Genomic DNA, 18588 nt, shown 5'->3' with positions numbered 1-18588 from the left:
TACGTCACCGATGAGGCAAGCTCGCGAGGTAAATGCCGCGACCGCCGATGCCGGGCGAGGATTGCCGGCACGTGCCGGGCCCGTGGCATGGGTGCTGCGAACGGGGCGCGTGCGGCGTGCGGCCGGCCGGGCCGGCCTGCAAGCGCTGCGGTTCGATCGCGACAGGCCGCAGGGGAATGGAATCTCGAAGCGCCCGCGCCCCCGCGAAGGCGCAGCGGGCCCTGGGCACGGTGAGTCAGGCGAACAGTTTCGTGCAGTAGCTGGCCAGCAGGTCCGCCCGCCCGGCTGGCGCACGGAAGGCGATATGGCCGTCCGGACGAATCAGCACGAGCGCCGGTTTGCCTTCCATGCCGAAGGCGGCATGCGCCACGCCATCGAGGTCCGACAATGCCGTTGGATCGTCCGGCTGCGCGATGGCGGCGCCCAGCACCAGCCGTGGCCGGATGCATGGCCAGGGCGAGGCGGCGGCGATCGCCGTGCGTAGCCGGGGCAGGGCGTCCGCCTGCTGCCCGTCGAAGGCAAGCAGCGCCCATCCCCAGCTTTGCCCGTCAGGGTTGTAGATGTGCGCGAACAGCGTCGTGGACGATCCGTCCGGCGCGATCACGTCCGCATCCGGAGCGCGGTCGCCGGGATGCGGCACGCGGCGGTGCAGCAGCTCGCGCAAGCCGCCCAGGTGATCTTCATTCAGCGGGCTTTCGGGGTAAGCGACCGTCAATTGCTGCAAGTCGTCCGTACCCTGGATCAGCTCGCCGATATTGGGCAGGAAGCTGGCGGCGACACCCATCGCCGCGTCCGTCAACGGACCGCGATAGACGCTGTTGCGGAATCCTTTTTCCTGTTGCCTGTCGAGGCGCCGGTGTTCGCCGCCACGCTCGGCATCATAGGAATCGAGGACCACGGGTTGCCCCGCGCCGTGCAGCACCATGGCGAGGCGCCATGCGACGCCGATCGCATCATGCAGGCCGGCATTCATTCCCTGGCCGCCGGCCGGCAGCGTGAGGTGGCCCGCGTCGCCGACCAGGAGCACCCGTCCCTTCGCATAGCCGCTGGATACGCCGTGCTGGAACCTGCTGTGGGTCAGCCAGATCGGATCGGAAAGCGTCAGCGTTTCATCCTGCGTGACTTCGCGGGCGATCGCCTGCATTTCCTCCAGCGTCGGGTCGCGGTCCGGGAGGCCCGTGTCGTCGGACAGGAAGAACAGGCGGTGATATCCCTCCCAGACGGGCAGCACGCCGCAAAAGCCGCGCGGATAGTAGAAGAACCAGAGATGGTCGAAATCGGTGGAACGCCGCCAGCTCAGTTTTGCATCGACCTGCCGGTTCATGCAGGCCGGCAGTTTCTCGGGCTCGAAATCGAGGCCCAGCGCCTTGCGCACGAAGCCTTCGTGGCCGTCGGCGCCTACCACATAGCGGCAGCGCAGCCGTTCCGTCGGGCCCTCGGTCTCGTGCTTGTCCGTTTCGCTGACGGTCGCGAGCGTGACCGTCACCCCGTCGGCATCCTGCTCCAGCCCGACGACCTTGCGGCCGCGCTCGACAGTGCCGCCCCTGGCTCGTACCTGTTCGGCGAGGATGGTCTCGATGACGTCCTGGCCGCTGTAGAGGACATCCGGGTAGGGACTCGCGACATCGGCGATGGCGATGGGCTCGACGGTTTTTCCATTGAGCAGGGTGTTGATCTGCGTGATCCGGTAGGCGCGCCCGGCGAGGGCGTCGCGTATGCCGATGCTGGCCAGCAGTTCCTGGGGGCGTGCCCACAGGTTGTTGGCGCGGGAATTCGGCTTCGGCTCGCGCCGCTGTTCGAAGAGGCGGAAAGCCACGCCGTGATGGGCCAGCGCACAGGCCGTGGTCAATCCGATCGGACCGCCGCCGATCACGATGACATCGGTGTCGAAGCCGGCATGCCTGGAGCTGTTCGTCATTCTTCATCCTTTCCCTGTGAGTTTCCTGCAAGGTTAGAATCCGGCGGCAGGCCGAGGACCTGCACCAGCACCTCCCTCAACTCGGCCAGGACGGCGCTCGCGATGGCGACCCGGTCGGCGCCGATGCGCTCGAGCGCCATGCGATCGACCGCCGCGGCCGCCGATTCGGCCGCCGTCAGGGCCGCGCGCCCGTGCCGCGTGATTACCACCAGCTTTGCCCGCTGATGGTGCGGGTTCGGTTCCAGCGTGACGAACCCGCGTTCGGCCAGCAGTTCGACGACCCGCTGTACCGCCTGCCGCGTGAGGCCCATGTTGCGTGCGATGTGCGCCACGGGGAGCGGGACGGGGGAATACCCCAGGGCTCCCAGCACCTGCCACCACGCCGTCGTCAGGCCGATGCCGTGGACCAGTTTGTTACCCGAGTCCACCAGGCGGCCATTCGTCGCGAACACGTTCAGGACGAGTTCGCGGATCGGTTGAGGGTTGTTTTCACTAGACATGCAGCATCCTGGCAATTTGACAGCATGCTGTCAATTGTGTGGAAGCCCGGCCGGAGGGAAAAGCGGGACGATGGCGGGTCGCTACTTCACCTCCATCTCGAAACCGTCGGCCGGCAGATCGTCCTGGCCGAACAGGTTCACGAAGGGCGCGTCGGCCCAGGCATAGCGCACCTTCGTCACGCCGGGCGTGGCCGCGTCCTTCAGCCTGACCGTGTCGCCACTGGCGGTGGCGCGAACGTAGCGGCAGGCGTCGCGTTCGCACGCTTCGAAGCCGATGGCGCTATCGGACGCGTAGGTGCGCAACCCTCCCTCGGCGCGCGCGAAACGCACCAGCAGGTCCTTGCCGTCGCGGGTGACGGTCTCGGCGCGCGGCCCGCCCGCCGCGATAGTGTCGCCGTAAGCCACGGCGCGCGCCGCCCGCGCCAGGCGTTCGCCGACGACGGCTTTCTGGCTCGGATGGATGTCGGTACGGTCGCCGTGATCGAACGTGACGGCCAGCCCGGCGTGGGGATCGTCGCGTACCGCGATCGATTGCGCCTGGCGCAGCTCGGCCCAGCCCGAGTTGCCCGGAGCGGCCGGGACCTTGCCGAATGCCGCCAGCTGGGCGACCAGGAAGGGCAGGTCGGGCTGGCCAAATGCGCGGCGCCAGTCGGCGAACAGCATGGGCAGCAAGGTGCGGTATTCCTGCGCGGCGCCAGCGTTGGATTCTCCCTGGTACCAGGCGACGGCCTTGAAGCGGTAGCCTTGCAGCGGGGCGATCATGCCGTTGTACAGCGTGGCCAGGCTGGTCGGCGGCTGCCACGGGTCCCCGGCCTGCTTCGCGCTGAGGGCCGATCCGGCCTGGAACTTCCAGCGCGTGGGGAGGGCAATTTTCTCGCCGTCCGCCGTGCGCAGCGCGCGCGCGTCGGCCGCGCCGAGCAGGCCGCCGCCATTCTCGTCGCCCAGCACGCGCACCGCGATCACGTTGCGGCCTTCCTTCAGCGTGCCCTTCGGCAGCGCGTATTCGCGCGACATCCACCACGTATCGCCCGCGCCGACGCGCACGCCGTTGACCCACGCGGTGTCGGCCGCGGCTACCTGGCCGAGCAGCAGGTGACTTCCCGCCGCGGCCTGCCGTGCCGTCAGATCGACGGTGGTGCGGAACCAGGCGACGCCGCGGTGCTCGCGCAGCGGGCCGGCATCGGACTCGTTCCAGCGCTTGCCGAGTTCGATGTCGGCCCAGCGGCTGTCGTCGAAGCGCGGCGATGCCCAGGCGCGCTGGGCGGCGGCCTTCGGATCGGTCTTGTCCCACCAGGCTTCCTGGCGACGCTCCTCCACTTTCAGGCCCTTGCCCATGTCGGCACCGTAGGCGGCCAGCACGTCGATCGATTCGCGATAGGCGGGCAGGGTGCGCAGCGAGGCTGCGCCGATCCAGCCCTGGATCGTGGTGCCGCCCCAGCTGGCATTGATGAAGCCCACCGGTACGCCGTACTGGCGCTGCAGCGCGCGCGCCATGTAATAGCAGACCGCCGAAGCCTTGGCGGTCGTCTCCGGGCCGGTGACCTGCCACTGGGGCACCGTGGCGAAATCGTCCCGGCGCAGCGCGGAACTGTCCTTGGCGACGTTGGCGAAGCGGATATTGCGGTTGGCGGAGGTGCCGATCGTCATCTCCGCATTGGTCGCATTCGCCACGTTCAGTTCCATGTTGGACTGGCCGCTGCACAGGAAGACGTCGCCGACCATGATGTCGTTCAGCGTCGTGCTGGCGCCGTTCACCGTGGCGCGCAGCGCGTGCGGGCCGCCGGCCTGCATGGCCGGCAGGGTTGCGCGCCATGCGCCGGTGCCATCGGCCGTTGCCTGGGCGGTCGCGCCCGCGAGCTGCACGGTGACGGTGGCACGGGGAGCCGCCTTGCCCCACACGGTGATCGGCGCGTCGCGCTGCACTACCGCGTGGTCGTTGAAGATGCTTGCGAATGTCGGCGCGGTGTCCGCGGCGCGGACATATGGCGTCGCGATGGCTGCTGCGGCAAATACGGCCAGCACCATGGCCTGCGCGCGTGTACGGGACTTCCTGCTGGGATGCGGATTCGATGGCATGCTCGGTCAATCCTTGTTGGTTGAGTTATCGTCGCGCCGCTTCCCGTCGGCAGCACGCGGGCGGCAAGGCCCGCGCTGCTGTCGGTCTCCACGAGATGGCGGCGAAACCGCAGCTTACCGGGGAAATGTTGTTAGCGCTACCGCCAGCGATGGTTGTAACATGGCGCGGTTTGATCTCAATTCGCTATCGCAGCAGCGAAAATCGTGATTGGTCCCGCAGTGCCGTTTCACCTAGACTCGGCCGCATAACAATATCCGGAGACCCGAACATGAAGAACCTCTTTGCCGGCGCCGTCCTGGCCGCCGGCCTGCTGCCCCTCGCCGCGCCCGCCGCCCCGGCATCCGCCACGGTCAAGCTGACCGTCGACACCCGCGCCGAGACCGGGCCCATGACGCCGCTGTGGGCCTGGTTCGGCTACGACGAACCGAACTACACGACGACGCCGAACGGCAAGAAGCTGCTGTCCGAGCTGGCGGACCTGAGCCCCGTGCCCGTGTACGTGCGCGCGCATAACCTGATGACGTCGGGGGACGGCAGCCACGCGCTCAAGTGGGGTTCGACCGGCATGTACAGCGAGGACGCCGACGGCAAGCCGGTGTACAACTGGAAGATCGTCGATGCCATCTTCGACGCCTACGTCGAGCGCGGCATGAAACCGCTGGCGCAGATCGGCTTCATGCCCGAGGCGCTGTCGCCCAAGCCGCAGCCCTACCAGCACCAGTGGAAGCCGGGCGTGCGCTACGAGGAGATCATGACCGGGTGGGCTTATCCACCGAAGGATTACGCCAGGTGGTCGGAGCTGATCTACCAGTGGGTGCGCCATTGCGTCGAGCGGTATGGCCAGCAGGAGGTCGAGAGCTGGTACTGGGAAGTGTGGAACGAGCCGGACGGACACTACCTGATCGCGCCGGACCGCCGCCAGGCCTACTTGAAGATGTACGACCATGCCGCCGACGCGGTCAAGCGGGCCTTGCCCACCGCGCGCTTCGGAGGACCGCACACGGCCGTGGCAGCGGACTTCATGGAGGAATTCCTGCAGCATGCCCTGCACGGCACGAATTACGCCACCGGCAAACGCGGTTCGCCGCTCGACTTCGTCGCGTGGCATGCCAAGGGTGCGCCGAAGGTCGTCGATGGCGTCGTCCGCATGGGCATGGACACGCACTTCCGCAATCTCGACCGCGGCTTCGCGATGGTGGCCAGGTATCCGGAGCTGAAGGGCATCCCCGTGATCATCGGCGAGTCGGACCCGGAGGGCTGCGCGGCCTGCGGCATGCAGACCAACCCGGAGAACGCCTACCGCAACGGCACGCTGTATGCCAGCTATACCGCCGCCTCCGTGGCACGCCTGTACGACCTGGCCGACCGCCGCGGCACGAACCTGATCGGCGCCGTGAACTGGTCGTTCCTGTTCGAGGACCAGCCGTGGTTCGCCGGCTACCGCGACCTGGCGACCAACGGTGTCGACAAGCCGGTGCTGAACGTGTTCCGCATGCTGGGCATGATGCGCGGCTCAAGGCTGAAGGTCGGCGGCGACCGGGCGTACGACGCCGACCGCATCCAGCGCGAAGGCGTGCGCGGCGAGCGCACGGATATCGATGCGCTGGCCAGCCGCAGTGGACGGGAGGTCGCCGTGCTGGTCTGGAACTACCACGACGACGACATCATCGACGCCGGCTCGCCGGTCGAAGTGGCGCTGACCGGTATCCCGGCAAAGAGTGGCTCCGTGCGGCACTATCGGATCGACCAGGAGCATGGCAATTCGTACGCGGAATGGAAGCGGATGGGATCGCCGGCCAGCCCGACTGCCGCGCAGGTTGCGCAATTGCAGAAGGCGAGTGGATTGGCGCAACTGGCCGAACCGTCCACGGTGGACGTGCGGGACGGTGTCGCGACGCTGAAGATGCAGTTGCCTCGCCAGGCGGTGTCGCTGCTGGTGCTGTCCTACTGAGCGAGCCCCCGGGCGCGACCGGTGGCGCGGCGCTCGCGGTGGCTGCGCGGCGGGTAGCCGATCATGCGCACCACCGCTTCCCGTGCCGGCGCCGCCGTCAGCCGGTATTGCGCAAGCCGGCGGCCACGCCGTTGATCGACAGGTGGATGCCGCGATGCACGCGGTTGTGCCGGTCTTCCGGCGCGGCCGGGTGGGCGCGGTGGCGGCCGATCAGCTCCACCTGCAGGTGATTCAGCGGGTCGAGGTACGGGAAGCGGTTGCGGATCGAGCGCGCCAGGGCCGGGTTGTGCACCAGGCGCTCGCTGTTGCCGGTGATCTGCTCCAGGCACCGCACGGTGGCGGCATGCTCGCCGGTGATGCGCCCGTAGATGCGCTGGCGCAGCGCTTCGTCCGGCACCAGCGCGGCGTAGCGCGAGGCGATCGCCAGGTCGGTCTTGGCCAGCACCATGTCCATGTTCGACAGCAGGGTGGCGAAGAAGGGCCAGTCGCGCGCCATCGCCTGCAGCGTGGCCAGCCGCTGGGCACGATCGCCCCCGCCGAGCCAGCCGGCGACGGCGCTGCCGAAGCCATACCAGCCGGGCAGCAGCACGCGGCACTGGCCCCAGGAAAAGCCCCACGGGATCGCGCGCAGGTCTTCGATGCGCCGCGTGGCCTTGCGCGAGGCCGGGCGGGAGCCCAGGTTCAGTTCGGCGATCTCGGCGATCGGCGTGGAGGCGAAGAAGTAGTCCGTGAAGCCGGGCGTGTCATACACCAGGTCCCGGTACGCGCGGTAGGCGCGCTGCGACAGTTCCGCCATCACCGCTTCGAAATGGCCGAGCCGCGGCGCGTCCGCCGGGCCAGCGGCCGGCAGCAATCCCGCTTCCAGCGTGGCAGCCACCAGCAGTTCGAGATTGCGGCGCCCGATCTCGGCGTTCGAGAACTTCGAGGCGATGATCTCGCCCTGCTCGGTCAGGCGAATCTGGCCGTTGACGGTGCCCGGCGGTTGGGCCAGGATCGCCTCGTAGCTCGGGCCGCCACCGCGGCCGACCGTGCCGCCGCGGCCATGGAACAGGCGCAGGCGCACGCCCGCGCTCGCGAACACGTCGACGAGCTTCAGCTCCGCCTGGTACAGCTCCCAGTTCGAGGTGAGGAAGCCGCCATCCTTGTTCGAATCCGAGTACCCCAGCATGACTTCCTGCAGGCCGCCCTGGTGGGCGATGAGCCGTGCCACCGGCGCCAGCGCCATCCATTGCGCCATGATGTCGGCGGCGCGCTGCAGGTCGGGAATGGTTTCGAACAGGGGGACCACCATGACCGTGCCGTGCATGTCGTCCTGCCGCAGCAGCCCGGTCTCCTTTTGCAGCACCAGCACTTCGAGCAAGTCGGACACGGTCTCGGTGTGCGAGATGATGTAATGGCGGATGGCGCGGGTGCCATAGCGCTGGCGCAGCTCGCGGGCGGCGCGGAACACTTCCAGCTCGCCCGCCGTGGTGGCGGAGTAGTCGATGTACGGCGAGTACAGCAGGCGCGGGCGCGCCAGCTCGGCGAGCAGCAGCGCCACCTTGGCTTCCTCGTCGAGCGCCGCATAGTCGGGTGCCACGCCGCCCCTGGCGAACAGTTCGGCGAGCACGGCCTCGTGCACGTCCGACCCCTGGCGCATGTCGAGCGAAGCGAGGTGGAAGCCGAAGATGCGCACGGCCCGCAGCAAGCCGTCGAGGCGCGGTTCCGCGAGGATCGCGCCATTGTTGGCGGCGAGCGAATCGGCCAGGATGGCCAGTTCGCCGTGCAGTTCTTCCGCAGCGCGATAGGGCAGGGCAGTGCCGCCATCCTGGCCGGCGATGTCGGCAAGACCGAACGCGCGCGCCGTGGCGGCCAGCCGGGCGCCGATGCCGATCAGGGCGCGGCGGTAGGGTTCGTCGCTGCGGTGCGGCGACGCGTCGGGCGATTGCCGGGTCAGCGCCAGCAGTGCCTCGCTGGCCGGCACCAGCAGCGTGGATGCGGACAGCTCGGTGCCGAGCGCGCGCACCTCGTCGAGGTAATGGGCGATGACGGTGGCGGACTGGCGCAGCAGCGCGTGGCGCATGGTGTGCGCATCGACGTTCGGATTGCCGTCACGGTCGCCGCCGATCCAGCTGCCCATTTGCAGGAAGTCGGCATCGGCCAGGTCCGCGGCGGGATCGGGCGCGCCGCCGAACGCATGGGCGATCTCGCGTTCGACATCGTCGTACACCGCCGGCAGCTCGCGCAGGAAGGTGGTGCGGTAGTAGGACAGGGCATTCTCGATTTCGTCGGCAACCGTCAGTTTTTCATAGCGCAGCATGCGGGTCTGCCACAGCGTGGCGATGCGCGCCTGCAGCAGGCGCACGTTGCGCTCGCGCTCGTGCGGCGTGAGCGGCAGGTCGCGCTCGGCGAGCAAGCCGGCGATCGCGTGCCCGGTGTCGAGGATGCTCTTGCGCTGTGCTTCGGTCGGGTGGGCGGTCAGCACCGGAGAAATGAGTGCGCCACGCAGGAATGCAGCAATTGCGTCCCGCCCCACGCCGGCCTCCTCGAGCCGGCCCATCGCGAAGGCGACCGAGGACGGCTGTGCCGGCGACCCGGCCAGCAGGTGGGCCCGGCGGCGGCGGATATGGTGCCGGTCCTCGGCGATATTGGCCAGGTGCGAGAAGTAGGAAAACGCCCGCACCACGGCATTGGTCTGCTCCGGCGCGAGGCCGGCCAGCAGTGCCGCCAGTTCGGCGGCCGCCGCGCCGTCGTCTTCGCGGCGGAAGCGCACGGCACTCTGGCGGATCGCCTCGACAACCTCGAACACGGCATCGCCCTCCTGTTCGCGGATCACGTTGCCCAGCAGGCGGCCGAGCAGGCGGATATCTTCCTTCAGCGGAGCATCCTTGTCATGGTCGGGGAGTTGTACGGGATCCGGGAAGACGGGTGAGTTGGATTCGTGGACGTCGTGGTTGAGCATGTCGATGAGGTACGAATGATGGTGAACTTGACCGCACGGTTCTGCGGCACGAGACTTTACTAAAACTACAGAGCAAATTAAGCAGTAGGCCAGCTGATGAGTGCAGCGGCACCCGCACGTCGAGCTGCCGACGACTCGTTATCTACCAAGCTGTGACAGCATTGCAAGAGCCCATCAGCTGCTTCTCTCCCTTAGCTTTGCTGATATTGCCGTACTGGCAAGCCCGGCGTCAACCGATTTGTAGCAAGTTTCACGAAAATATTCAAATTTGGGTTAATTTACTACATGTAGTGAAACTACTACGTATGATGATGGGATCGGCCTTACGTGGTAGCCTGTCCCGGGCCGGAGGCGCGGGGTCGCGGGGTGTCGTGGCAGCGTGCCGCGCCGCATATGCGGATTCTCTCGATGGCGTAGATTCCGAAACCGGCCAGCCTGAAGGCGTTCGGGATGGTGGGGGGTGACGAAGGGGAGGCGGGAGACTCCCTTCAGGTGGGAGCGGGCCGTGTCGTTTTCACGAGCGCGGCAAGGAGATGCCACCGGTTGGTCGGGGCAGGCAACGTGCAGGGCGTGCTTCTACGTCTGTTGGAACATGCGGGCGATCGTGAGAACCCAGCGCGCAGTTGCTGCGGCAGGCGGTGCCGATGCTCGTGGTGTCGGACCGAAAAAATCCCGGGCGGGGACGAGTGCGCTCGTCCTGCGCGCAAGGCGGGCCGCCTGATTGGCGGCCCGTTTTCTTACTTCAGGTTGACCGCCACCAGCCCATCCGGAGTCTGGATGTACAGCACGCCGTTCGCGCTGATCGCCAGGTGCCCCGGTGCCGGATAGCTCCACACGACCTTCTGGGACCGCAGGTCGAGCGCGTAAGTGACTTTGTTCGTGCTGAAGAACAGCATGTTCTTCGTCACGACCGGCGCGCCATGGAACTTCGTCTCGACGTTTTGCTGGGGCGTCCAGGCCCACAGCAGCGCGCCCGTCTCTTCCGAGCGCGCTTCCACACGCAACGGCGCCGTGTTCGGCGCATACAGCACGCCGTTGGCATAGGCTGGTGTCACCGGATACGCACCCGCCACGCGCCAGTCGACGTAGCCATTCACGGTATCGAAGCGCGTCAGGCTGTTGCGGCCGCCATAGCTGTTAGCGCTTGCGTACGCCGCCGCGTACACGCCCTTGGCGCCGATGACCGGGGCTCCGCCGATCGCGTACACATAGCTGCTGGATGCGTTGTCCCGGATGGTCTTGAGCTTGGCGCCCGTGCGCGGGTCGAATATCGTCAGCGCGTCGCCCGTATAGGCGTAGATGCCTTTTTCATCGCCCGCCGGCGTCCATGTCGTCGTCTGGGACAGGCTGGCGTTCATCAGGCTATCGCCCGTGAGCGTGTAGCCGAGGAGCGCGCCGTAGCCACCGGCCGTGAACACTCCGCCACTCTGGACAATTGGAGGCATGTAATCGCTCCAGTACGAAGACATCGGCGTACGGAATACGACATTGCCCGTGGCGGCCTGGAATGCGTAGAGATACGGCGAGGATTGCCCCGCCGCCATATAGACGACGCCGTTGTCCACCGCAGGCGGATTCACGGAAGGGTACGAGGTATCGCCCATGTCACGGCTCCACACGGTGCCGCCATCCTGTTCGCGGTAGGCCACGAGCTTCAGGTCGCCGCTGGCGAAGAGCAGTCCGCCCGACGTGACGAGCGGCGATGGCGGGGCGTCGCTGTCGGTCGCGCTGGTGTTGACGGAACCGCGCTTCCAGCGCAGGCGGAAGCGGTCGGGCGAGAGCTCCGCCGGAACATAGCCCGTATGGGCGTTATTGCCCTGGAACGTGGCCCAGTCCGAGGCACCGGCAAGCGGAGCCAGCGCACTCAGGTTGTCGCCCGGCCAGGCGCTGCCAGCGGACAGGACAGTCAGCTCGTACGCCACGCTGATGGACGGTACCGCCTGTGCCGTCGTGCACGCCTGGTCGGCGCACAGCTTCAGCGTGAGGGTGCCCTCGTGGCGGCCGGCCGGGAGCATGGCCGAGTCGAGCGAGAACGTGTAGGTATCGCCGGCGGCCGTCACCTGGACAGGCACTTGCAGCAAACCGGCCGGATCATTTGCAACGGCGTACAGCGTACCCTTCGGGGTAAAGTTGCTGGCGCGTGCGGTAACGTCGACATGGACACCTGTACCGCTGGCAACCACGCGTGCTACGGTACCCGACTCGACCGTCATGACGGCCGGCGCCGGTGCCGGTGCCGGGGCTGGTGCCGGCACCGACGTGGGCGGTGGCGGAGGCGCGTCGCTACCGCCACCCCCGCCGCAACCCGCCAGCAATACGCCCACCAGACCGGCTGTCCATCGAAGATTCATCTCTACCCTTTTATTGGATTTATAAAAGGGCAATTGTATGGCTGGTATGTAATTTCTTGCAAGCAGCAAGTATTGCCGTGGGTGTTGTTACCCGTCCACAAACAGTTATTGGCGGCGTGACACTCTCCATACCGTATTCGACAGGTCATCCGCGACGATCAAGGCGCCGCGCGGAGCGACCGTCACGCCCACCGGCCGCCCGCGCGTCTTGCCGTCGGGATCGCGAAAGCCGGTGACGAAGTCCACCGGCTGGCCTGCCGGACGCCCGTTGGCGAACGGCACGAAAACCACCTTGTACCCGACCGGCTGCTTGCGGTTCCAGCTGCCGTGCTCGCCGACGAATGCACCGTTGGCGAACGCGTTGCCCATCTGGGGCACGGAGAAGGACACGCCGAGCGCGGCGACGTGGGAGCCGAGCGCATAGTCCGGCTTGACGGCGGACGCCACCTTGTCCGGGTCCCCCGGCTTGACGCGCGGGTCGACGTTCTGGCCCCAGTAGCTGTACGGCCAGCCGTAGAACGCGCCCTCGCGCACCGAGGTCAGGTAGTCCGGCACGAGGTCCGGCCCCAATTCATCGCGTTCGTTGACGACCGCCCACAGCTGCCGCGTCTCCGGATGGATCGCCAGCGCCGTCGGGTTACGCAGGCCCGTCGCATACGGCTTGTAGGCGCCGGTTTCGGCATCGACCTGCCATACCATGGCCCGGTCGCGTTCCGCTTCCATGCCACGCTCCGTAATATTGCTGTTCGAGCCGATCCCCACGTACAGGAAGCGGCCGTCGGGGCTGATCGCCAGCGCTTTGGTCCAGTGGTGATTGATTTCGGCAGGCAGCTTGGCGACGCTGGTAGGCTTGCCCCCCGCCCTGGTCTGGCCCTCTTGGTAGTCGAAGCGCACCAGTTCGTCCTGGTTGGCCACGTAGAGCTTGCCGTCGTGATAGGCCAGGCCGTAGGGTGCGTTCAAGTCTTCCGCGAAGACGGTCTTGAGTTCGTAGCGGCCGTCGCCGTCGGCGTCGCGCAGCAGTGTCAGGCGATCGCCGCTCTCGACCTTCGTGGTGCCCTTGGCCTTGATATAGCCGGCGATCACGTCCTTGGGCTTGAGCTTGGGCGCGCTGCCGCCGCGGCCCTCGGCAACGAGGATATCGCCGTTCGGCAGCACGAGCGTCTGGCGCGGGATCTTCAGGTCGGTGGCGATGGCGCTGATCGTATAGCCCTGCGGGACTACCGGCTTGTTTTCGCCCCACGCGGCCGGCTCGGCGATCTTCATGCTGGGCAGCAGGCCGCCCTGCGGTTCGGGCAGCTTCGGGTCCGCGCCCAGCGCCTGCGATCCGCCGCCATCGTCGCCGCAGGCGGCCAGCATCAGGGCCGCGCACGAGGCGGCCAGTGGAGTCCAGCGTTTCATCGCGCACCTCCCGCACGGGTATCCAGTCCCCGCCACGCCGCGATGCAGGCGAGCACGGTGACGACGATCGACAGGTACAGGCCCGCCGGCATGGCGGCCCAGGCATCCTTGGCGTGTACGAAGGCGTTGATCAGGCCGACCACGAAAGTGGCCAGCAGGAGCAGCAACTGCACGGGTTCGCGCCCGGTCGTGCGCGTGGCGCGGATCAGGTGGATCACCGCGTAGAGAAGGGCCAATCCGCAGAACAGCAAGCCGCCGGCGATGAGCCAGGAGGCGAAATTGCTCCACTGGATGTGGTAAGTCTCGTAGTAGGCTAGGTCGCTCAGCAGGGCGCCCAGGAACAGGGGAACGGTTCCCGCGAGCAGGATGGCATGGAGAGGTGCCGGGGGCTGCCGGAGGGCTGGACTGGCCGTGGTCGGGGTTGACATCGCATGGTCCTCGTTGTTTCGCCAGGTTTGATCCTAGCGGTATCAGGATTGCGATGGCGCATGGTTGAGCTTGCCGGCAGCGACCACGGCCGGATCGGGGAACGCTGCGCTGCGGCGCACCCCGACCCGCGAAGTCGCCTTACACGCCCACCATCGAGATGGCCTTGGTGTTCAGGTACGACTCCAGCGCCTCCGGACCGCCTTCGGAGCCATAACCGGAATCCTTCACGCCGCCGAACGGCAGCTCGGCGCTCGGCGTGGCCGGCTGGTTAATCCACAGCATGCCGACTTCCACGCGATTCATCAGCAGCTGGGCATTCTTGATCGAGCGGGTGAAGGCGTAGCCGGCCAGACCGTAGGGCAGGCGGTTGGCCTCGCGGATCGCGTCTTCCAGGCTGTCGAAGCCGCGGATGCCGGCGACCGGGCCAAAGGGTTCGTCGTTGAAGATGCTGGCTTCCAGCGGAACGTCGGCAAGGATCGTCGGCGCGAAGAAGTTGCCCGCATCGCCGACGCGGCTGCCGCCGGTCGCGACGATGGCGCCCTTGGCCCTCGCATCTTCCACGACCTGGGCCATGGCGCTGACGCGGCGCGCGTTGGCCAGCGGGCCCAGCGTGGTGCCTTCGGCCAGGCCGTCACCGATCTTCAGGCCTTCGGCGTGCTGCACGAGCGCGCGCGTGAATTCTTCCTTGATCGCGTTGTGCACGAGGAAGCGGGTCGGCGAGATGCATACCTGGCCGGCATTGCGGAACTTGGCCGCGCCGGAAGCCTTCACGGCCAGCGCGACATCGGCGTCCTCGGCCACGATCACGGGGGCATGGCCGCCCAGCTCCATCGTCACGCGCTTCATGTGCGCGCCGGCCAGGGCGGCGAGCTGCTTGCCCACCGGCGTGGAACCGGTGAAGGTGACCTTGCGGATGACCGGATGCGGGATCAGGTAGCCGGAAATCTCGGCCGGGTTGCCGAACACCAGGCCGACCACGCCCGGCGGCAGGCCCGCGTCGACGAAGCATTGCAGCAGCGCCGCCGGCGAAGCCGGCGTTTCTTCCGGCGCCTTGCACAGGAAGGAACAGCCGGTCGTCAGCGCGGCGGACAGCTTGCGCACGATCTGGTTGATGGGGAAGTTCCAGGGCGTGAAGGCGGCCACGGGGCCGACGGGTTCCTTCAGCACGAGCTGCTGCGCGGCCGGGTTGCGCGACGGGACGATGCGGCCATACACGCGCATGCCTTCGGCGGCGAACCAGTCGATGATTTCGGCGCCGGCCAGCGCTTCGCCTTTCGCTTCGGCCAGCGGCTTGCCCTGTTCCTGGGTGAGCAGGCGGGCGATGTCGTCGGCGCGCTCGCGCAGCAGCGTGGCGGCACGGCGCATGATGGCCGCGCGTTCGGCCGCCGGCACGGCGCGCCACGTCTCGAAGCCCTGCTGGGCGGCGGCGAGCGCGCGGTCCAGGTCGGCCACGCTGGCGTGGGCCACGGTGCCGATCGGCTGGCCGGTGGCCGGATTGATCACGGGGAGGGTCTTGCCGCCGGTGGCGTCTTGCCATTCGTTGGCGATGAGAAGGCGGGTGTCGGGATAGCTTGGCGTCGTCATGATGAAGGATCTCTTTGTGGGGAAGGCAATGTTACTCCTTGCACCAAATCCTTGCAGCGCCCGTCGCGGCTCAATGACCCGTCGCCCGGTAATCGGCGAACACCCGTTCCACGAAATCGACCACGGCGCGCACCCGCGCGCTGCGGCGCAGGCCGCCATGCATCGACAGCCAGATCTCCTGGTCGAGCTGGGGAATATGGGGAATCGCGCCCACCAGGTCCGGCAGGTCGCCGGCGAGAAAGGTCGCCAGCACCCCCAGGCCGGCGCCGTGGGAAACGCCGTCGAGGATGCCCAGCCCGTAGCTGCACCGCATCCACGGCACCGGCGCGCCGGGTAGCGCGCGCAGCCAGCGGTCGGACTGGAACTCCGAGCGTGGCTCGTCGAAACCCACGAAGGGCACGCTCGCCCATTCCCCGCTCGCGATGGCGGCAGCATGGCGCGCCGCGACATCGCGCCGGCAATACAGCCCGAAGGACAGGGTGCCGATGCGGCGCGCCACGAGGTCGAGCTGCTCCGGGCGGTAAGGGCGGATCGCGATATCGGCTTCGCGCCGTGCCAGGCTGTACGGCCGGTGCGACGTCACGATCTCCACTTCGACATTCGGGTAGGCGTCGTGGAAGGGGGCGAAGCGTGTCGTGAGGAAGTAAGACAGCCATTCGTCAGTATTGATGCGCACCACGCCGGACGTGGCCTGGGCGTCCCGCTGGTCGCGCGTGCGTTCGACTTCCAGCGCGATTTCGCCCATCTGGCCGGCCAGGGCGATGACGCTGGCGCCGAAAGGCGTGGCGGTGCAGCCGCCCTGGAACCGCTCGACGAGCTTCTGGCCCATCGCGTCTTCCAGCTCGTCGAGCCGGCGCGCCAGGGTTGCCGCGCTCAAGCCAGCCTTGCGGCCGGCGCCCCGCAACGTTCCTTCCTGTGCGATGAACAGCAGCAGCCGGAGGTCATCCCAGTTCAGGTGCTTCATATCTGGAGCGTCATGTCTCGATTTTGCCTGTATGCATACATTTATCGAGTATGCGATCATGTTGCCCCTGAGTCAATGGCCGGGCCTGTGCCTGGCCGGCAAGCAAGAGAAAGAGAAACACCATGCGTACATTCGGCGACCGTGTGCGGCACGCGCTCCTGTTCGAGGCCGTGGCCCTGGCCATCTTCATTCCCGGGTCGGCGGCGATCTTCGGACACCCGGTCGGCGACATGGGTGTCATCGGCATCGCGTCGGCGACCATCGCCACGCTGTGGAACTTCGTGTTCAACGTGCTGTTCGACCGCGCCATGCTGGCCATGCGTGGCAGCGTGCACAAGACCCTGGCGCACCGGGTCGCGCACACCTTCCTGTTCGAAGCTGGCCTGGTCGTGATGCTGATCCCGCTGATCGCGTGGTATCTGGGCATCGGGCTGTGGGAGGCGCTGCTGATGGACGTGGCGATCGTGTTTTTCTACCTGGTGTACGGCTTCCTGTTCAATCTCGCCTACGACCGCCTGTTTCCCGTCGCCGCTGGCGCGGCGCGGCCGGCCTGAAGCCGGGTCTCACCGGCCGGCGGATGCGCCGGCCCCGACCGGCAACGTGAAGACCACGGTGGTGCCGGTGCCGGGCCCGCGGCTGCGGGCATGGACGGCTCCGCCGTGGGCTTCGGCCACGCACCTGGCGACCCACAAGCCCATCCCGCCAGCCGGGTTGGCCTTGCCGACCGCCGTGTCGAAGCTCTTGAAGGGCTCGAAGATCTGCCGCAGCCGGCCCGGCTCGATGCCCGCGCCATCGTCGGATACCCGCACATGGAAGTCCTTGCCGGCGAGCTGCGCATCCAGCCGGATCCGCGCGCCGTCCGGCGAGTGTTCGATCGCATTGAGCAAGGCATTGCCCAAGGCCTGGGCAATGCGCTCGGGGTCGCAGCGCAATGGTGCGGCCCGGTCCTGAACCGAGAGCGACAGGGTCTGGCCACGCGCGCGCGCGGCCGCGGCAACGACATCCACGGCCAGATCCACCACCTCGCCGACGTTGCTGTCGCGGATCACGACGGGCACTTCGGGCGCGTCGTGCAGCCGCGTCGCGCTCACCAGATCGTTGATGAAGCGGACAAGCTGGCGGGCCTGGCGATCGACGATGTCGGCCATGCGCGTAACGATGGGATCCCCGCACATCTTGCGCATGGCGCCGGCGGCACTCATGATGGGCGCGAGCGGGTTGCGCAGCTCGTGGGCGAGCATCGACAGGAAGACGACGCGGTCCTCGTCGGCCGCCCGGGCCTCGCTTTCGAGGCGGCGGCGCTCGCTCACGTCGGTGAGCGCGCACAGCGCGCCGGCGCGGCGGCCCTCGTTGTCGAGCAGCGGGCGGGCGTGGAAGACGACACGGCGCGATTCGCCGTCGAGGGATTCGGCCAGCAGTTCCGTGGGCGGTACCTCGGCGCCGCCCGCGGCCAGCGCGGCTGGCGACGCCCAGGGCTCGACGGGGGTCCCGTCGGGCAGCCACAGCGCCACGAAGCCACTCCACCGGCCGGCGTCGCCGGGCGGCTGGCCACCCCACAGCCGCTCCGCCGCGGCATTCTGGAATACGATCGCCCCCTGTTCGTCGCACCGGAAGGCAGGGCAGGGCATCTGGGCAAGTGCCCAGTCCCAGGCCGCATCCCAGTGCGGGCCCGCGGGCCATGGGCACAGCAGGGCATGTTCGAAATGGCGAGTCATTTGGGTATCTCGGGCGAGCAGGAACCGCTGTAGGTCCGATGCGGATCGATTATGGCTTGCGCGCAAAAGAAGCGGCGTAGGAATCTGTCTCCCAGGCCTGTCGGCGTCGGGCGCATTGGTGCCGCGGCCGAAAGCACCGGGCGCGAACGTGGCGCTGAACTGTCCTGGTCAGGTATCGGGGACGCAGGTCGGCTCGAATGCCGTGTACGGGCACGAGCGCGTGCGCGCCCCGGTGGACAGGACACGGTCGATCACCGCCTGCGGCAAACGTTCCGATTCCAGTACGGCAGTGGCAGTCGATGTCCCGTGGCTTCGCTGGATGGCGATTGCCGCCTGGACCATGGCGGCCTGTATGTAGTTCACCCGGCGGCACGTGACGAGGTCGTAGTGGTGCATCGCGTCTCCTCCTCGCTCTTCAATCGTAAGCGACGGGGACGTTTTGCACAGGACAATTTGGGGGTGTTTGATATGGATCAATCAGTGGTTCGGTAAGTCTTGCAAATCGTGGCAAGCGCGAGTTCCGACTACGGCAAAGGACGACCGCAGAAGCGCCCGTCGGTCCGGGAACGCGCACACGTGCATTCCGTTTGGGAATGCAACTGGACAGTTACATCACGTTACGTTATAATTGGCGGACATTCACAACAGTTAGCTCCGCAGCGCTCCTGCTGCAAGCTGTTTCCACGCCACGCGTGCGAAACGCATCCCGGGCTCCGCGCCCACATCCGACAGTCGTTCGGCACGTCGCCGGCGGCTACCC

Annotated in this window: 13 protein-coding genes; 2 read left to right on the top strand and 11 right to left on the bottom strand. The window is 67.5% G+C overall.

The window, feature by feature from the left end:
- Positions 1 to 235: 235 nt before the first annotated feature.
- From V6Z91_RS26225 to V6Z91_RS26215, 3 genes are all read right to left on the bottom strand, one after another.
- Positions 236 to 1918 (bottom strand): FAD-dependent monooxygenase, encoded by a 1683-nt coding sequence (locus tag V6Z91_RS26225; protein ID WP_338763214.1) that lies wholly within the window; start codon positions 1916 to 1918, stop codon positions 236 to 238.
- Positions 1915 to 2418, bottom strand: a complete 504-nt coding sequence (locus V6Z91_RS26220) for a helix-turn-helix domain-containing protein (protein ID WP_338763211.1) — start codon at positions 2416 to 2418, stop codon at positions 1915 to 1917. The genes V6Z91_RS26225 and V6Z91_RS26220 overlap by 4 nt, the downstream gene beginning before the upstream one ends.
- A gap of 81 nt (positions 2419 to 2499) precedes the next feature.
- Complete coding sequence (locus tag V6Z91_RS26215; protein ID WP_338763208.1) at positions 2500 to 4494, bottom strand: sialate O-acetylesterase; 1995 nt, start codon at positions 4492 to 4494, stop codon at positions 2500 to 2502.
- Between the two features lie 269 nt (positions 4495 to 4763).
- Here V6Z91_RS26215 and V6Z91_RS26210 point away from each other — a divergent pair, with 269 nt between their 5' ends.
- A complete protein-coding gene (locus tag V6Z91_RS26210; RefSeq protein WP_338763205.1) occupies positions 4764 to 6446 on the top strand; it encodes a hypothetical protein in 1683 nt (560 codons plus the stop codon).
- 97 nt (positions 6447 to 6543) lie between these two features.
- On the opposite strand, the gene ppc is transcribed toward V6Z91_RS26210, so the two are convergent.
- The 6 genes from ppc to V6Z91_RS26180 form a co-directional block, all read right to left on the bottom strand.
- On the bottom strand, positions 6544 to 9387 hold the full coding sequence (gene ppc, locus V6Z91_RS26205) for a phosphoenolpyruvate carboxylase (protein WP_338763203.1): 2844 nt from the start codon (positions 9385 to 9387) through the stop codon (positions 6544 to 6546).
- Between the two features lie 737 nt (positions 9388 to 10124).
- Positions 10125 to 11738, bottom strand: a complete 1614-nt coding sequence (locus V6Z91_RS26200; RefSeq protein ID WP_338763201.1) for a PQQ-binding-like beta-propeller repeat protein — start codon at positions 11736 to 11738, stop codon at positions 10125 to 10127.
- Between the two features lie 105 nt (positions 11739 to 11843).
- Positions 11844 to 13136 (bottom strand): sorbosone dehydrogenase family protein, encoded by a 1293-nt coding sequence (locus tag V6Z91_RS26195; protein WP_338763198.1) that lies wholly within the window; start codon positions 13134 to 13136, stop codon positions 11844 to 11846.
- Positions 13133 to 13564: a DUF2231 domain-containing protein gene (locus V6Z91_RS26190; RefSeq protein WP_338763195.1), complete on the bottom strand. Its 432-nt coding sequence runs from the start codon at positions 13562 to 13564 to the stop codon at positions 13133 to 13135. Before V6Z91_RS26190 ends, V6Z91_RS26195 begins: the two co-directional genes overlap by 4 nt.
- Positions 13565 to 13703: 139 nt before the next feature.
- Positions 13704 to 15149 carry an NAD-dependent succinate-semialdehyde dehydrogenase gene (locus V6Z91_RS26185; RefSeq protein WP_338763192.1) on the bottom strand — a complete coding sequence of 482 codons (1446 nt, stop codon included), beginning with the start codon at positions 15147 to 15149 and terminating at the stop codon, positions 13704 to 13706.
- 70 nt (positions 15150 to 15219) lie between these two features.
- Positions 15220 to 16113, bottom strand: a complete 894-nt coding sequence (locus V6Z91_RS26180; protein WP_338763189.1) for a LysR family transcriptional regulator — start codon at positions 16111 to 16113, stop codon at positions 15220 to 15222.
- A gap of 122 nt (positions 16114 to 16235) precedes the next feature.
- Between V6Z91_RS26180 and V6Z91_RS26175 the strand changes: the two genes are divergently transcribed.
- Entirely contained in the window at positions 16236 to 16667 is a 432-nt protein-coding gene (locus V6Z91_RS26175) for a PACE efflux transporter (RefSeq protein WP_338763186.1), read from the top strand.
- A 9-nt stretch (positions 16668 to 16676) separates the two neighbouring features.
- On the opposite strand, the gene V6Z91_RS26170 is transcribed toward V6Z91_RS26175, so the two are convergent.
- The gene (locus V6Z91_RS26170; protein ID WP_338763184.1) at positions 16677 to 17828 is read right to left on the bottom strand and encodes an ATP-binding protein; all 1152 of its coding nucleotides are present in this window, start codon (positions 17826 to 17828) and stop codon (positions 16677 to 16679) included.
- A 168-nt stretch (positions 17829 to 17996) separates the two neighbouring features.
- On the bottom strand, positions 17997 to 18224 hold the full coding sequence (locus tag V6Z91_RS26165; RefSeq protein ID WP_338763181.1) for a hypothetical protein: 228 nt from the start codon (positions 18222 to 18224) through the stop codon (positions 17997 to 17999).
- Positions 18225 to 18588 lie beyond the last annotated feature (364 nt).

The organism is Massilia sp. METH4, assembly GCF_037094685.1.
Lineage (GTDB): Bacteria > Pseudomonadota > Gammaproteobacteria > Burkholderiales > Burkholderiaceae_D > Rugamonas.
The sequence above is the reverse complement of the archived record's forward strand: the minus strand, read 5'-3'. Positions and strand labels throughout refer to the sequence as shown.

Bases quoted from the DNA above. Each gene is read 5' to 3' on its own strand.
- V6Z91_RS26225 (WP_338763214.1), bottom strand. From the start codon at position 1,918: ATGACGAACAGCTCCAGGCATGCCGGCTTCGACACCGATGTCATCGTG.
- V6Z91_RS26220 (WP_338763211.1), bottom strand. From the start codon at position 2,418: ATGTCTAGTGAAAACAACCCTCAACCGATCCGCGAACTCGTCCTGAAC.
- V6Z91_RS26215 (WP_338763208.1), bottom strand. From the start codon at position 4,494: ATGCCATCGAATCCGCATCCCAGCAGGAAGTCCCGTACACGCGCGCAG.
- V6Z91_RS26210 (WP_338763205.1), top strand. From the start codon at position 4,764: ATGAAGAACCTCTTTGCCGGCGCCGTCCTGGCCGCCGGCCTGCTGCCC.
- ppc (WP_338763203.1), bottom strand. From the start codon at position 9,387: ATGCTCAACCACGACGTCCACGAATCCAACTCACCCGTCTTCCCGGAT.
- V6Z91_RS26200 (WP_338763201.1), bottom strand. From the start codon at position 11,738: ATGAATCTTCGATGGACAGCCGGTCTGGTGGGCGTATTGCTGGCGGGT.
- V6Z91_RS26195 (WP_338763198.1), bottom strand. From the start codon at position 13,136: ATGAAACGCTGGACTCCACTGGCCGCCTCGTGCGCGGCCCTGATGCTG.
- V6Z91_RS26190 (WP_338763195.1), bottom strand. From the start codon at position 13,564: ATGTCAACCCCGACCACGGCCAGTCCAGCCCTCCGGCAGCCCCCGGCA.
- V6Z91_RS26185 (WP_338763192.1), bottom strand. From the start codon at position 15,149: ATGACGACGCCAAGCTATCCCGACACCCGCCTTCTCATCGCCAACGAA.
- V6Z91_RS26180 (WP_338763189.1), bottom strand. From the start codon at position 16,113: ATGAAGCACCTGAACTGGGATGACCTCCGGCTGCTGCTGTTCATCGCA.
- V6Z91_RS26175 (WP_338763186.1), top strand. From the start codon at position 16,236: ATGCGTACATTCGGCGACCGTGTGCGGCACGCGCTCCTGTTCGAGGCC.
- V6Z91_RS26170 (WP_338763184.1), bottom strand. From the start codon at position 17,828: ATGACTCGCCATTTCGAACATGCCCTGCTGTGCCCATGGCCCGCGGGC.
- V6Z91_RS26165 (WP_338763181.1), bottom strand. From the start codon at position 18,224: ATGCACCACTACGACCTCGTCACGTGCCGCCGGGTGAACTACATACAG.